The organism is Paenibacillus sp. V4I7, from assembly GCF_030817275.1.
Classification (GTDB): domain Bacteria; phylum Bacillota; class Bacilli; order Paenibacillales; family NBRC-103111; genus Paenibacillus_E.
Map to the genome: position 1 here is coordinate 3,637,553 of NZ_JAUSZD010000002.1, position 15,683 is coordinate 3,653,235.

Consider the following 15,683-nt stretch of genomic DNA (forward strand, 5'->3'; position numbering starts at 1 on the left):
ATGAAATCCTGCGAATAGACGAGCTTGCGTGAGGAAATCGGATCATACCGAGGGAGTTTAATGAACCCAAAACAATGGATATGCAAATATACTTCATGAAAAAGCCCCTCTGTCTAATTAATGTAAAAACCAGTGTGACCAAGCTGGAGTTGCGTTTCACACCACTCTTCGATTATCGTTCCCTGTACTGTTGTGGACAGGAATATTATTGTTGATAATAAGGAGAAATTAATCTCCCCAATTTAATGGTATTTTGATTTCCAATGGTTTTTTAGGCTCTTCCTCAAATACATCAATTGGCATTAGGAATTTGAGCCCTGAAACTGAGTCTAATTTCGGGAATTGTAATTTGTAGGAAAAAGTGTCCCTTGAAAGACGTATCGGATGTTTATTGTAGGAATACCGTTTGCCTGAGGAATCTTGAAACATAAGAAAAGGCGTTTGGTTATTCGCATCGCTTGCTTCGTAGTAAACGATAGTTGTATCTGCCAAAAACTCAACATTCGTAATCTTGATGAATCCACCATTGTAGCCTTGCATGGTTATGGGAAATTTATCGGTATAATCCGCATATACATTTTTCTGGTTCACTGTTACTCCTGATGTATCCATAATTACCAAGGTAAGAAAACGCGGTTTAGGATTAATCAGAGAAACTGGACTAAAACTTAAAAAATGCTCACCATTCCCTCCCCTCCCTCCAGCATATTCAAAAGGTGTTTCCAAATCATCTTTAATTTTAAAGCTTAAATCCCGTTCTTTCGATTTTATTTCGAGTTGAGTGGTCACAGGTGTGAATGTAATTTTATTTACGGTAATTGTTATATTTTTATAAGCAGCCGATATTTCGGGATGAAAAGTTGTGGTAAGACGTGATGATTTTTCACTTGATAAAGGAACTGTAACCTTCCAATTCCCCTTTGTATTCCCAATTTGATTTACGGACATGGTTATCTCTGGATGATCTGGTAACGTTGCAGTATCAATCAAGGTTGTTCCTACGAAAGTATGGTCACCGGTTATTGTAAAGACATGGGTCGATATCATAGTAGGGTGAGCACCCTCGATTTTATAATCGTAATTCATAGTAGCGTCCTCTGAAGTTAACTTTGTCTGAGTATTGAGGAAATCGACTTCATAATTAATCACAATTTGAAACCCATCATAAAACACGTCCACAATGGAAAATTTGATGTCTTTATTCGTAGCTGATAGGTTCACCGACGTACTTAAGTTTTTTTGATCGATTTGTTCTAATCCGTTGGGGAGGCCTCCTGAATGCTTATACAGTAATTCAATAAAAGGGATTTTTTTTAACGTTGCACCAAATGTTTGAGATATCATTCCTGCTCCGAAAACGAATACCAAGCATAAGACAACTACGTTGAGTGATAATATCCATTTTCTCCGCTTGGTTGATTTTAGCAGATGTCCCGCTCTTTGATTTCCGCGATTTGACTGCTGATAAAGATGCCAAAGGTACTCAAACGATGAGGGAGGGGTGAGAAGTTTCACACGGTCTTGCACGGCCTTTGCTACATCAGACGGAAATTCGCTCTCTCTTTTCTCGTGATTGGCATTCAGAGTCATTTCATATTCTCCTTTATTGGAATGAGAAGATAGTTATCCTCATTGTTTTCCCTTAATTGTTTTAAAGCCGCATGTAATCTGGATTTACAAGTTCCTAGTCGAATACCTAAAATAGACGCAACCTCTTGGAGAGTTAATCCAGCATAATAATGCAAAATAATGACATCTTTTCTTTTTTTCAATAAGTTGTTGACCACTTGCCATAATTCTTGTTCCCTTTCATTTTTCAGAATCAAATCTTCCAAGGAGTCAGACATGGCATCATCTGGAACTTTTCCGAAGAAGGTGAGCCATCGCTGCTTTCTTTGTGTGCTTCTTATCAAATTTATCGTCATCCGAAATAGCCATGGACGTAGGGGTTTTGATGGATCATACAAATGAAATTTTTGAAATGCTCGCAAAAATGTTTCCTGTGTAATGTCATCAGCCAGCATTTTTGACTTGGTCATCATAAGTGCAATTCCATACACATATGAGGAATATTCTATATACATTTCTTTGGATTGTTGCTCTGATATCGGGTATTCCCTCATTAACTATCCCCCTTCCTTAAATTTCATAGTAAATACGCTTTCGAATCAGAAATGGTTCGATTTAAGATGGAATTATATTGAATGTTTACAGTTACTATGATTTTTAGAAAGCATCACTCCAACTGCTGAAAGGCCACCGATCATTGCTGTCGGCAGCCTTCTATTAATTTTTATTGAGCTACCGTTCTGCGTTAGCTTAACAAAATAGCACGATTTAGGTGTCATGATTATCAGTCTTATAATTAAGCAGAAGTTGAAATATAAAATGTAATTATATCGGTAATTGGTTAGATAATTGATACCAACCCTTTGTCCCAATGGAATGTAAAAGTAATTTTTTTGCGGTATCATCAAATTTATCATAGTTATATTCCGACCGCATCTTAATCTCTTTAAAAAAAGATTTGGTTTCGGAGCTCCTTACATAGACAATATCCTTATATTCAGATACATCATTTTTCACGTATTCAAGTTGTAAATAATACACTTCAGTAACATCATTAATCGGAAGTTCTACAGCTTCTCGCATTTTTAGCTTTGAATCGTATTCCATAATTTCATTACGTTCAGAAATCACCTTCACTAGCATTGGTTGCGACTTTACAGAATGTTTAGAGGAATATAGAGAAACGTTGATGGTTTTTAAAATCGCTTGTTCATTAACATCTTTTCCTGTAACTTCACTTGTAGCGGTTTGGTTCTGAGACACTGTTACTCCTGAATTATTGGTTGAAGACGAACATCCAAATATAAAGAACAGTGTCGTAATGATAAACAGATTTTTCACTGGAACACTCCTATCCTAACACCCCATTAGTAATTATTACCTTCATAATATACTTAGACGACATAAAGCAACGTTCAGAGTTCCGATATGGGTATCCGTTAGTTTAATGAAACGAGCCACGGAAAAAAGTTTAGTGATGTTTATTCTATCTGTGCGGGACTTCTCCAGTTGATCGATACAAATTGATGTCATAATCGAATAGTGTCTTAACCCATAATTTCCAGTCATATTTAAAACCAGGCTCGCAATCGTATCTCATAAATTTTTGATTCTCATCTTTTATATAAAAAGTTGGTATTCCATTATCTTGAAGAATAAACCACACTTCTGCTGTTTTAAAATGTTCATCTCCATTATGAGTTTTCATTAACAAATCCACTGGATTATTAAAAATCAATTGTAAAAAATAATTGTAATTACCGCTAATTGTTTCATTTAAACCAATTTTCTTACTTAATAACTTTTGGCTGAAAGAATCTACAGGTTCATTTATATCATTTTTATTATAAGTAAAATACTGTAGGTGATTTACAATTACCATTGCTTTTGAAAGTGCAATACCTATACGTTCCTCATGATTTGAAAAAGAGGATTTTGTATTCCTATACACTTCCATCTCAGGAGGAAGTTCAGTATTAAACTCTTTCCTGAAATTTATCGTGTTGTTTATATCAATTTTCCCTTTTTCAATGTCATTATATTTAGAGACTTCTTCTTGGAATGTAATTAATGCTTCTTTTTGTTTATTAAGTTCTTCTTGCTTTTGCTGTAATTGTTCATTTAATTTCGATATTACTTGTGTGTTGTTAGAACTATTGTTACAACAACCTACAAGGAATACTACAAGAAAAATAATGGTAATACCTGATCTTTTCATATTAGATCTCCCCATTTTTTGTGGTACATCAAATTCACCTTACTCTTATATGCAAACTTCTTATCAGGACATTTTGCAGTTGGCTTATCAAACTTTGTAGTTAAAAGTTATGTTAATGACATTCGTTGAATAACCACTTGTTTCCTTTTTTTACGCATTCACTTAGAAAAACAAGTTTTAGCACTATTCTGCCCGTTACCTCAATGAACAAAGCAGGTCGCCGCGGCGCCTGCTTTGTTTGCATGTCTTTATGAATCTAAGAATATCCGTTAGCGTAATGAAGTTTCGGCTAGATTTAATTCTGGATTGAATAATTTATTTTTCTTTAAAAAAGTCTTTAAACTGTGGTTTTTAACATGGACAGCAACAAGACCTTCTTCTTTTGTAAATACGAGTAGAGTTGGAAAATAAGTTTTGGACGGACTTATAAACATCACTACTTCTGTAACTGTTCCAGTAATCCATTCGTTATTAACTTTGTAAGGTGGCACAAGAGGGATCTTAATGGCTAAGCCCTCGCTTGGTTCGATTTTTAAGGAACCTAAGGTACCATTCGCAGAGGACAACCATTCTTTAACCTGGTTCTGCAATGAATTAGAGTTTTTTATTGTGAGGATTATCTCACCTTTTTTAATATCCAACACTTCTGCTCCATCTGATGCCCCAACTGTTTGAGCAAAAAGGAGACTAAATACTGCCACAAGGAATAACATGCGATCTAATGTTTTCAACAATAATTCAACCTCCACTTGAAGGTAATATTCCCCCATTCTAATGAAAATATTTTCCTTCTACCAATTGAATTATGCTGCCCGTTACTTTAACGAAACCAGGGAGCAGCGCCGCGTGGCAGCTGCTCCCTGGTTTCTTGCGCTATCGTTCAGCGATAGTTTAATCACCGCCGTAGCTCCTTTTGGTACTTCATAAAAGCTGCAAGATTGTCTGAGCCTCCAAGAAACAACCCTCCAAAAATTGCCATTACAACAGTAATTATCAACATCAACCATCCACTAAAAGCCTGTAAGATTCCAGCTTGTTTTAATAAATAAAATAGACCTGCCAAAATATCCTGAAATAACAAAAACGGGATTATAAACTCTGTCCACTTATATCCCTTGTAGAATAAGTATGAGAATAAGGAAAATAACCCCAAGGAAACGAGTTGTTTGAATACATTTTCAAACCCATTTGTCAGAATGTAATGTATAAAATTGAACACTTCAACAGCAAGAACAATAATGATGATGGAAAATACCAATTTTCTTCCTTTTTTGATTTGTTCGTCATCAAAATAATTCATGATTTACCGCCCTATCTTTTTCGCAAGGTTAAAAAATTACGTATTAGTAATATTCCCAATAGTTTACAAGCTAGTCGCATGCGGAATGGTTGTTATTGTTGCGCAAACCTGCCCGTTAGCTGAAAAAGGCAGCCTATTCTAACCGGCTGACATACGTTGCAGACCTATCGTTTTCCAAAATAACTTAACCAAATTACAAACATGGTTGCTCAAGTTTCAATTTTGGGTAATACTCATTCCTTAATTTTGAACTCGGCGTAAATCACTTTCTCTATTGAAGTTCCGTTCCCTTCTACTTCTTTACTGATCCTGTAAGTGCCTGGCTTTAGATTTTTATAAGTAACTGTTTGTTCCCAAATTTCCCTAACGTGCAAATTCAATCCGATTGCAGAAATAGCTTGATTCCTTTTTAATGGAACTTCAACCCAAGTTTTATTTTCGTTTCGTTCCATCTTATAGTTTAAGCCGTAAAAAAGTGAAGTTGGACCTGAATTAACCATTGTGATCGTCAATGATCCACTGCTCGGATAAGCGACTTTATCTAAATTGATCTCAGCATTTACTTGTTGAATGGGTACTTCATATGAATTAAGGACAACATCCTCTACATTGCCTCCAACGATAACCTCACCTGTAATGAAATAATGGGCTCCCTCTTTTTCCGGAAGTTTTACAGTAACCCTCGGGTCCCAGCCTGTTTTTACTATAGGTACGTGTTGTTCATCCACGAGTTTAACGAATGTTCCATCTGCATTTCTTTCGGTTAACTTAAATCGGATGATGTTTGAATCAAGTTTCACTTTATTCTCTTCACTTAGACCAACAGCCATTGTTACTTCCTCGCCGGGTTTTTTAACTAATGCAAACTCGTTGTAAATTTCTACCTGTTGTTTATAAGTCCACTTACCTGATTGAGGTAGAAACTCATAGAAGTTTATCTGTTCCATTTTCTTTTGATTCTGCACTAAGTCACCCCCATTTTCTCTCCTTGTATTGCTGCCTGACGGGAAGTGATAACTTGATTGGGGATCTTCGTTTATGACATCCAGCATATCTGCACCAAAAGTGGTTATTAACTCTACTTTTTGAGAATCTTCCATATAAGCTTCAACAACTACTTTTCCACTCTTCAAATCAATATGCGACGAAAAACCATCAATATTCTTAAGTTTTTCAGCAAGGTTTATTTGTAGCTGTTTCAAGTCCTTCATCTTGTACTTCGCTTTCTTGAAGCTAACACCTTTGTCCCCAAATAATATTTGAAGTGTTGTCATTAGTTCTTTTGTTTTGTTATCTTCTATTTCCAACACAAAAACGTATTCGATTTTATCGGCATTTTCGGAACTCAAATAATAGTACCCATAGGTTTCGAACTCTCCATTTGGGAAAATCCTGCTGATCTCGCTTTCCATAGCAACATCATATTGCTTTTCAAAATCAAATAATTTCTTTTGATCATCGTTTAGCAATGCTTTTACAGGGTCTTCTGCTGATAATGATTGATTTGTTGAAACGTATAAAATACAAGCACCCAGTAAAAAGGATCCAATAACAAATAATATCTTTTTTTTCATGAACTAACCTGCTCTCATATTTACAAATTACTTTGTATTGATGTAAACATAGCAAAACAAAGAAGGTAATGTATATTGGTAATTTATAGAAATACATATCTGTTTTTTAAAAGAATAAAATGCATAAACTATACCTTTAATTTTAATGGTTACTTCAGTAGAAAAAGGGATCACGGCTTGAGCGGTTGCCGTGATCCCTTTTTAAGTATAGTTTTCCGTTAGCGGAATAAATCGATGCACACATTTACTTCCTTTCAACCTCACTTACAATAGGTTCTGATGCGGAAACGATGTCCACTATATGATTAAGACATATAATCCCATAATGCTTAAAGGGACCTGGGTAATCTTCAGTTGCAATTGATCCCATTTGAATAAAATCTAAATATCTAGACTTATTGTATATTCTAAAAACCCGACCCTCATATTCTTCATAATCATCCAATACCGTAAAACTTTCGTTTATAATCGAATAACCGATATACCATTCGAATTCTAACTTAATTAGAGGTAGTTTGTAATCAATATCCATTGAGAAAACATCGTTGATTTCCTTTTCGCCGATCTTTATCGTTTCGGGAGTTAAGCTTGTCTTACTTCGGCTAAAAGTGAGACAAAGAAAATTATCACGGGGTTCACTTATGCTATCTAAATAGATGTCTTTCATCGCCATTAGGTCGTTAAATTTCATATGTTAACTCCTCTTGGTTTCCAGTTTATTGAGGAACAATTAAGAGGAAATTCAACACAGTTACTCCATTATCCTGCCCGTTAGTTCAACGGTTACCGTTTATGCTGCAGCCTGTTGTCGTTTTGCTCTACTTCTGTGAGATTGTCAAACAGAGACCTTTAACCTAGGAAAAACTTTTTGCATATAATAAACGAATTTCAGGAAAGGTAGGTTGTAAACATGTATCAACAAATACCCTATGTTCAACCATCCATTATTCAATCTGCACAACAAAATTACTTAAATCATGCGGCATTAGCAGATCATTATGAAAGGCAAAGGATGATTAATGCCAGCAATTCTATTGAGTATTATCGTTATGCGGAGTTGCAATATTTTCACAAATCAAGAGCATTTTTCTTCAAAGGTCAATTCTCAGCCATAGATGGACAGTGAAAAATAAAGTTTTAGACTGACTATGTTGGATTGACGCGCTTTTTATACGCGATAATCGTTTACTTTTGATAAATAAGTTTTAGATTATTCGATCCTAATAAACAAAAACCAGTCAAAAACACGAAAATAATGTGTTAGACTGGTTCTTGGTTATTTCACTATCGTTTCTCCGTTAGCTGAATGAGCTTTTGTTCGTTGATGGGATGTCAGAAGCTCAAGCTCTCTTTTCGTTTCCGGATGAACTACTATGCTATCCGTAAGGTTTAGAGTAGATTCTTTTACCTTTCTCCCCCATTTTCTTGAGAAGGAGCGCCAATCACATACCATTTCGATGACATACTTCTTTGGCATGGGTAATGCCTCTTTTGTATTGGGGTTAATAACCCAATACTCCCAATGGTGCTTATTTTTATGCTGATGACGGAGCCAAGCGTATTTCCAATTCAATTCGTCTTCTAGGTTTAAGGGTTTGCCAGAATAAAACCTTTTAGCGTAGGGAAAGAATTCAGCCGGTGAAAATTTCGACCAATCATGAATAATCCCCTGAATATAGAGGCCTTCCTTCCAACACTCAATCAGAACATTCAGTTTATGATTAAGGATATACAAGAAATAATTCCAGTAAGCTTTTATCATCGGATTATATCTCCTCTCCAGAATACACCCCATTCCGCTTGAAAAGAACCCATGATTCTCAATTCCATTGGAATATTACTGTTCCGAGAAAACAAAAAAGAATCCCACCTCCAAGACAATGTCTTGGGGACGAGATTCGTCGTGGTGCCACCCCAGTTCACTAATCTGTCATCAGATTAGCCTTATCGAGTACTGCATGACAATCCATGCTTTATACTCTAGCTCTGTAACAGGAGCCCCTGTCACAACACCCCTGATTCGGCTCAGGTTCCGATGTGATGCTCAGAGACTTGGTTTAATAAGGTCTCCCTTACTCCTTTTCAGCTACCGGAGCTCTCTGTAAAAGTACACCTTACTTACTCTTCTCATCATTGCATTTGTTTAATTTTAACAGTAAAGTCTTGGACTTGTAAACACTGTATCGTTGGAACAAAACTGTCCCGTTACTTTAACGGACAACGAATTCTTGTATTCTTTGCTTTTGTTGATTTTCTTTTAAAAAGGCTATGTTTAACATTAATGTTGATTTTGGGTCAGAAAAAGGAGAGCTACGCCCCCGAGGTTATTTTCTTTATTAATTTTGACTCAACTACAAGAACCAAAGGGTAAGCAATAATTAAAACCAGGGCTAAATAAAAGGATTGCTCGAATAAATTCCGAAACTCTTCTTTAGACATATCGTGTTCATCAATAATCCAGTATGCTATTTGATTTGAAGCTCCAATTCCATCATTTGCTTCGGGAATTAGACTCTGAGTATAGTTTTGAGCAAGACAGACAACAGCTACCATGGAAAGAAAAATAGCCAGAGCGACACCTTTAGAGTATGGGTTAGAAACACCGACTCTTCTGAATGTAAAAATTGAAACAATGACAAATAGTAAGCAGAGAAACAGAAATAACATCTTTACACCTCCATTTTTGCTATCCGTAAAGACTTATTTGTATAGTGGGCAAATTGCGAGTACCAGTTGAAGTGGATTTACCTCAATAAAAAGGATAAATCAATGCATTCCCTCTTTCATTTATTCTTTGTATCCTTCACCGGCAGCCTGCTTGATCTTTGTTATGGAACTATCGTTTCCCGTTAGTGCAATGATATGACTGATTTCTCAGTTAGTTTATAAATATATTAATCTTTTCTATTATTGTACATACCCAATTGCCCAAGCAGACCTATTATGAAAACAAAGAGACCGATTAATATAGGGACATAACTGGTTGGTTCATGGAACACTGCATAGGAAAATTCCATACCACCCCACCCCATATAATAAGCCATTAACAATCCGAAACCAATAGGTATCAAGGACACCAACATAACAATCACTGACACTGTTTTGATATATGATCCCATCCTCTTTTTTCTAGCTCTGAACTAAAGTTCTTCGTTAGCGGAATGACCTGTCTGTAACGGCAAGTTTTAAGACCATCCATTTACGGGATGGACCTTTTCCCTTTCCTCGTTTTGTTCAACTATCGTTTGCGATAGCTGAATATCATTTTTTGGGATAAGTGATTCCTTTTGGTGTTTTCATGCCTCTTATGACAATCTTGAAAAAATCGGTTTTTGTATTTTCGTATTTATTCTCTATATCCTGAATCATTTCTTTAACTGTTTGCTCCAATTCACCCAATGTAGATTCGGATGGAAACTCTTTTATCTTGATAATATTTACAAATAAGCCCTCTTTCTCACTCGTACCAGTAATTTCAAACTCAACTGTAACTTTACCCATTTTTTTCAACTCCTTATTGTTAATTATCGCCCTCTAATTACTTAACAATGTAGAGTAAAGGACTGGGGATGCCAGCCCCTCCTCATCAAACCGTACGTGCAGTTTTCCCGCATACGGCTTTCCGACGTTCTTCATCTTGGGCAGTACGGTTTTTCCAAGTGCATAATGTTTTCAGTCCTGTACGTTGAAGCAGAATATGCATCTCCGACCAATTCCGCTTGCGCTTCCTGTGTTTGTTATTCCAGAACTGTCTCAATCTCCTCAGAATGTACCAGTCAACTTTTGCAAGGAAACGGTTTGCCATACTTCGATCCACATCCTGATGAGCGTAGAAGTTACGCCATCCTTGGATCATAGGATTCAGTAGCTCGACCATCAGTTTTAACGACCAGTTTAATCGGCCTCTGGATGCCGTTTCTTCCTTCAAACGAGTACGCATCTTCTTCATTGCTTTCTTCGATGGAAAGCTTCGAAGTCTATACATAACCCCTTTTTTATGGAGATGCGGCATCTTCCTGTGGTGAAAACCAAGAAAGTCAAACCCATCCTGATTCCTCCATAGACATACTAACTTTGATTTTGACGTGTTCATGGTTAACTCTAGTTTTCCGAAGATGGCCTTGAGTACATGAATAGCTTCGAGTGCCTGCGGCTTGTACCGGCAAAGAATGACAAGATCATCTGCATACCTGACTAGCTTGCCCAGATGAGAAAACCGTTTTTCCCATATCGTATCGAGGTAGTTGAGATAGATGTTGGCCAGAAGAGGAGATATTACACCGCCTTGTGGGCTTCCAATCTTCGTTTTGTGCCATACGCCATCCTTCATTACACCTGCTTCAAGCCACTGTCTAATTAACTTTAGAATGCGCCTGTCGCAGATGCGTTCTTCGACCAGTTTCATCAGCTTGCTGTGGGAGATATTATCGAAGTAGCCAGTAATATCTACGTCGACCACCCAGTTGACGGCGGCTCCCCAATTGATGCTTTCCCGGATGCTCTTTATAGCCTGGTGAGCCGACCGCTTGGGGCGAAATCCGTAAGAGCAATCTTTAAAATCTGCTTCGAATATGCCTTCGATCACCAGTTTGGTTGCCATCTGAACAGTTCGGTCACGGACTGTTGGAATGCCCAAGGGACGTGTCTTTCCGTCAGGTTTCGGAATCTCTTTCCGTTTGACCGGAGACGGTCGGTATTCCCCATTCATTAGCTGTTGTCTGATCTCTTCGATGAAGAATTCTTCACCGATTGATTGTCCATCGATGCCGGCACTTCCACGATTGGTTTTCACTCTTGTCCATGCTTCTTGCAGGATATCTTTCCGGAATACTTTGTCGTACAGCGCATGAAACTTACGCTTCGGGTTCTCCTTAGCCGCAAGATAGAGGGTATTTTGGAGTCGTCGAGCGTTTTCATTGGTGGCGTTAGCCGTGTAATCGGCATTCACTTGCTCTTACCTCCTTGATATCCCGTAAACGAAGTGGGGTATTGCCTTTCGGCGCCCTTCCCTCCCCGGGGTTATGTTGTCCGCCGGATCATTGGTAGTATGGCCCCCTCCGACTCCCTTCCCGCAGCCCGCCATTTCACCTTTAGGGCTTATAGGTTTGCTCGTTACGAAAAAAAAAAACTTCGTGCGGGAGAGGGTCTCCCTAGTTCCAAACACAACTTTCTCTGCATGCCGCTCCCTTTACACCGGAGGGTTCTTCTGCGCTGCATTCCAAGTTCTTCGCGCGTTCCATGGCCTTCGCCGGGGCAGTCGTGGCTCGGCTCCCTCTTGTCCCTTTCGGGTTCACTTTCACGATGCGGTAGGATTCATTTTCATTACGGCCTGCAGATTTGCTTCATCGCGCAAAGCGCGACTTTTCACAGGGCTTCAGCCGCCGGATTTCGCCGACGTCTGCCCGCTAGCTACGGGGCGGCTTGGACCTTACCCCGACTGAACTTGCATCAGTAAGTTGTGCCTAGCTTGGCTAGGCGCGCACTGCCCGTTAGCTTAGCTCTCTCCTCAGAGCTCTTGCCGTATTCCGATTATTTATCGGTCAACGATATCGTCCGTATGCCTAAGTCGCCGGAAGTAGCAACGAGAATGCCGTCGTCGGACGCATGTATGCGTGCAATTGGGTTCGCCACCTCCAGCAATAGGCGGCCAGAGCCGTCCAGCAGTTCCATTCCATAAGGTGCATAGTCGCCCATGATGCAGACCAGTCGGTCATTCTCCATCTGTACTGCCTTCACCGAATCACGTAGCACGATCCAGTCTTCGCCGTCCGGATTCTTCTGATACAGATTCGCATGGACGACCGTCCCGTCGAATGAGGGGGCAGGCGAGGTATAGAACACATTCCCGCCGGCCATTCCGAACCAACCCACCGAGCGCTCGGTGAGCTTCAACTCCCCTGTTCCGTCCATCTCGGAGCGGTATAGCGCGTTATCTGCATCCTTTACGTAATACAGCTTGTTGTCGATAACACGAAACCGGCTGACTGAGGCGTTTACCACTTTGACGGAGGTCCCGCTCTGAAGATTAATCTTATAGATGTTGTTCAAGTTACTGTTATCCTTGGGGTATGTCGCCCCCATAACGTAGACGCTGTCCCCCACCACGGTCATGGATCCATTATCGCCTCCGACGCCGACACTGTTCGTGTCCACCGTCACATGCCTGCCGTACATCATGTCTGGACTACCTAGGAGCTTGATAGAAGATCGGTCCTGCCCGGAGGACATGAGGGACAGGTTGCCCGCGAACGGAGGATTCCCGTCATTAGCGATAATGGTGCCATAACCCGTTTCAAAGAAATCTAGATAGCCCTGTTGCGCCACGGTCGCCTTGCCGTCAGCTGAGATCTTGACGTAGACATCGTAACCCATCGTAGCCCCGCCTACATGATAGTTCAACCAGAGGACTTCATCTCGAAACTCGAAGGAAACCCCATTCTGTATCCCTCGGCCATTGTCGATATTGTAGTCATACACGGTTTCCTTATCCGTCGGACTCTTGATCGGGGAGCGATAGACGTGATTCGTCGACCCCTGCGTCTCCACGAAATAATAATACCCCTTGTATAAAGCCACATCGTTCTTAGAGGCGTAATCGGGGAGCCCCGTTTCTGCCAGCTGTGGATTATGGGACTGAATTGACAGGCCGTCCACCGTATCCCAGGTGTAATCCCAGCTAAACGAGTCATGCGCGAACTTCCAGGTAAGAGGGAAGTACGTCACGTCCCGGAAGCTGAGGAGCGGATACTCCTCCTTGGCGTTGTCGATGGTCTGACCGTTCACGGTAATGGCCGACGCAGGCACCTCCGCGCGATAGGATGCCGCATTGGGGTGATCCGACTTGTAAGAGACATAGGCCGAAGCCACCTGCCCCTGGGAAATCTGGAGCCCCTCCTGTTTGGACCAACTGGCTTCCAGCCCTAGCAGCCGAGAATCGTACCAGGTCATAGGGAAGTACGTGATGTCCTTATACACCAACAAGGGGTACTCGCGATACGCGTTATCCACCAGGTGTCCATTTAATTTCACCTTATATCCTGGAATAGTCACCTTCACATCCGCCGAATTGGCGTGCACCCGTCCGGTCTGGGCCAACATAGGCAGAATCAGTGATCCGATCAATGCGAATACAGCCAATTTATTCTTCATTTCAACTCCTCCTTCGCTACATCAATCATTACTAATATTGGACGAATATGGAAGTTAAAAGTTGCAGTAATCCAATTAAAATACCAGCCACCAACTCAATGTATTACTGCAAGAGATTGGAGAGGAACTGAAATGGAGGAATTAATCAGTGAGCTTGCTTAGCTTTTTGGAAGCTATATTCTAATGAATCTCGTTGAACTTTTATGCCCATTTGATGAGAAAACGGCAGCCGATTAAATGGCTACCGTCTCTTGGTGCTTATTACAAACGTTATCCGTTAGCACAATTGATTAACTTCAATTCGCTTCTATATCCTTATAAACTAGGCATACAATAAAAGTATAACTCCATTGGATAAGGGATGGATTGAATGCTTATTAATGCAGCAGGAGTTGATGGAAAGGTTGCAGTGCTTGTTATTATCGGTCTTGCACTTGCGATTATAATCGAGAGAATGATTAAAAAAAAGTAAATTGGGGACTAGATGGACTACCTCTAGCGGAACGAAGTTCTGCTCGTGGCAGCCCTTTCGATATGGAACTATCGTTCTCCGTTAACGCAATGGCGGCGCTGAATTATTTCGGAAAACATCGTTCCCTCGTAGTTGAGCATAGGTAACCGAACGATCTGCTTGGCTTCATGTTTATAGTGTGATAACGAGATTGGTTCGTTTAGATTCATGGATAAAACCTAATTTTTTATATAACGACTTAGCAGCTTCATTTTTGCTATCTACAGCTAGACGAACTTCCAAAACTCCGAAATCTCTTAATCTCCGTAAGCCTTCGGATAATAAGATTTTCCCGATCCCTTGATTTTGCCACTTACGACTCACTGCAATTGTTGGAATTCGAGCAAAAGAGCCATTAATAGTTGTAGAAAGTATACCTAAAGGATTTTGGTTATCGTCTGTACAAATTAGATAAAGGCTATTCGAAAAGTTCGTCCCCATAAACTCATGTAAAACACTCTCAATATTTCTGTTATCATTAAATGCTTCATTGTAAATATGAGTCCATACATTCGCCTCTGCTAGCGTCGGAGAATGGAATCCGTAAGATCTTGGCGCTTGGCTAAACAATGAGTCCTTCAAATTTTTCAAACAAAGTATTTCCAAAATACTTTGTTCTTTCAATCCAAAATTTTCGCCGAGTCTTTCCTCTCCCGGAATACTGCTCAGGGCACGGTGCTTGAATTGGATTTGTTTTGATTCTTCAACCCTCATCATTTTAAGTCTATTTATTATAAATCCGAAAACCTTAGTGCCTATTCCCTGTCTTCTCCAAACGAAATCTACTGTACCAAAACAGTCGACTAATATGTACATATCCTTTTCTAAGAAGCTTAATGAAAAAAAGCCAATGATAGTCTGATTAGTCTCAATAACAAAAGTATTTTCTCTGGTTCTTCTCCCTGGCTCATCCAAGGATAGCTCAAACTCTCCAACGGAAGTACCATTCAATAAGTGAAAAGGATCGCGGTTAATTAAGGTTACAATTTTCTCTGTATCAGTCCGCTTATGCAATCGAAAGATAACTTCAGAATACTGCACTAAGTATCTCATCCTTTACAATATGTATGTCCGCTATAAGATAGGTTCGATGTATAGTATATTACCACATTTTTACTATTATGTTGTGCTAAACTTCCCGTTACTTTAATGAAAACAGGAGCAGCTGCCGCGGCAATCTGCTCCCTGTTTATTGTGCTATCTAAAGTTCTTCGTTAGTTTAATCGAACGTATTTTATTCTCCTCTCGTCAAATGTCTTTTCGTCTGCTGTTCCATATCCATACCCCTCTCTGATAATTTGGTTAACGGGAACAAGTGGGGTTAGGACAATTTTTCTTTTACCACCCTCTAATACGGTAACG

General features: G+C 39.6%; 15 protein-coding genes and 1 other annotated feature. Of the genes, 1 reads left to right on the forward strand and 14 read right to left on the reverse strand.

Features of this window, described 5'->3' with window-relative positions; all coding sequences use genetic code 11:
• Nucleotides 1-228 precede the first annotated feature (228 nt).
• From QFZ80_RS17950 to QFZ80_RS17985, 8 genes are all read right to left on the reverse strand, one after another.
• Nucleotides 229-1,590, reverse strand: a complete 1,362-nt coding sequence (locus tag QFZ80_RS17950; RefSeq protein WP_307560291.1) for a DUF4179 domain-containing protein — start codon at nucleotides 1,588-1,590, stop codon at nucleotides 229-231.
• On the reverse strand, nucleotides 1,587-2,123 hold the full coding sequence (locus QFZ80_RS17955; protein ID WP_307560293.1) for an RNA polymerase sigma factor: 537 nt from the start codon (nucleotides 2,121-2,123) through the stop codon (nucleotides 1,587-1,589). Before QFZ80_RS17955 ends, QFZ80_RS17950 begins: the two co-directional genes overlap by 4 nt.
• A gap of 271 nt (nucleotides 2,124-2,394) precedes the next feature.
• Nucleotides 2,395-2,910 carry a hypothetical protein gene (locus QFZ80_RS17960; protein WP_307560295.1) on the reverse strand — a complete coding sequence of 172 codons (516 nt, stop codon included), beginning with the start codon at nucleotides 2,908-2,910 and terminating at the stop codon, nucleotides 2,395-2,397.
• A gap of 145 nt (nucleotides 2,911-3,055) precedes the next feature.
• On the reverse strand, nucleotides 3,056-3,787 hold the full coding sequence (locus QFZ80_RS17965) for a hypothetical protein (RefSeq protein WP_307560297.1): 732 nt from the start codon (nucleotides 3,785-3,787) through the stop codon (nucleotides 3,056-3,058).
• 269 nt (nucleotides 3,788-4,056) lie between these two features.
• Nucleotides 4,057-4,518, reverse strand: a complete 462-nt coding sequence (locus QFZ80_RS17970; protein ID WP_307560299.1) for a hypothetical protein — start codon at nucleotides 4,516-4,518, stop codon at nucleotides 4,057-4,059.
• A 164-nt stretch (nucleotides 4,519-4,682) separates the two neighbouring features.
• Nucleotides 4,683-5,087: a hypothetical protein gene (locus tag QFZ80_RS17975; protein WP_307560301.1), complete on the reverse strand. Its 405-nt coding sequence runs from the start codon at nucleotides 5,085-5,087 to the stop codon at nucleotides 4,683-4,685.
• A gap of 233 nt (nucleotides 5,088-5,320) precedes the next feature.
• Nucleotides 5,321-6,661 (reverse strand): immunoglobulin-like domain-containing protein, encoded by a 1,341-nt coding sequence (locus QFZ80_RS17980; RefSeq protein ID WP_307560303.1) that lies wholly within the window; start codon nucleotides 6,659-6,661, stop codon nucleotides 5,321-5,323.
• 244 nt (nucleotides 6,662-6,905) lie between these two features.
• Nucleotides 6,906-7,352 carry a hypothetical protein gene (locus QFZ80_RS17985; protein WP_307560305.1) on the reverse strand — a complete coding sequence of 149 codons (447 nt, stop codon included), beginning with the start codon at nucleotides 7,350-7,352 and terminating at the stop codon, nucleotides 6,906-6,908.
• Nucleotides 7,353-7,571: 219 nt separating this feature from the next.
• On the opposite strand from QFZ80_RS17985, the gene QFZ80_RS17990 reads away from it, so the two are divergent.
• Nucleotides 7,572-7,787, forward strand: coding sequence for a hypothetical protein (locus QFZ80_RS17990; RefSeq protein ID WP_307560307.1), 216 nt, complete (start codon nucleotides 7,572-7,574; stop codon nucleotides 7,785-7,787).
• 150 nt (nucleotides 7,788-7,937) lie between these two features.
• Here the strand turns inward: QFZ80_RS17990 and QFZ80_RS17995 are convergent, their stop codons facing one another.
• The 6 genes from QFZ80_RS17995 to QFZ80_RS18020 form a co-directional block, all read right to left on the reverse strand.
• A complete protein-coding gene (locus QFZ80_RS17995) occupies nucleotides 7,938-8,423 on the reverse strand; it encodes a DUF5662 family protein (RefSeq protein WP_307560309.1) in 486 nt (161 codons plus the stop codon).
• Nucleotides 8,424-8,545: 122 nt separating this feature from the next.
• Nucleotides 8,546-8,804 (reverse strand) — a binding site (T-box leader).
• A gap of 167 nt (nucleotides 8,805-8,971) precedes the next feature.
• Entirely contained in the window at nucleotides 8,972-9,328 is a 357-nt protein-coding gene (locus QFZ80_RS18000; protein ID WP_307560311.1) for a hypothetical protein, read from the reverse strand.
• A gap of 594 nt (nucleotides 9,329-9,922) precedes the next feature.
• Nucleotides 9,923-10,162, reverse strand: coding sequence for a hypothetical protein (locus tag QFZ80_RS18005; RefSeq protein ID WP_307560313.1), 240 nt, complete (start codon nucleotides 10,160-10,162; stop codon nucleotides 9,923-9,925).
• An 85-nt stretch (nucleotides 10,163-10,247) separates the two neighbouring features.
• A complete protein-coding gene (ltrA, locus tag QFZ80_RS18010) occupies nucleotides 10,248-11,609 on the reverse strand; it encodes a group II intron reverse transcriptase/maturase (protein ID WP_307560282.1) in 1,362 nt (453 codons plus the stop codon).
• A gap of 581 nt (nucleotides 11,610-12,190) precedes the next feature.
• Nucleotides 12,191-13,810 (reverse strand): DUF5050 domain-containing protein, encoded by a 1,620-nt coding sequence (locus QFZ80_RS18015; protein ID WP_307560314.1) that lies wholly within the window; start codon nucleotides 13,808-13,810, stop codon nucleotides 12,191-12,193.
• A gap of 643 nt (nucleotides 13,811-14,453) precedes the next feature.
• Nucleotides 14,454-15,362: a GNAT family N-acetyltransferase gene (locus tag QFZ80_RS18020; RefSeq protein ID WP_307560316.1), complete on the reverse strand. Its 909-nt coding sequence runs from the start codon at nucleotides 15,360-15,362 to the stop codon at nucleotides 14,454-14,456.
• Nucleotides 15,363-15,683: the final 321 nt, after the last annotated feature.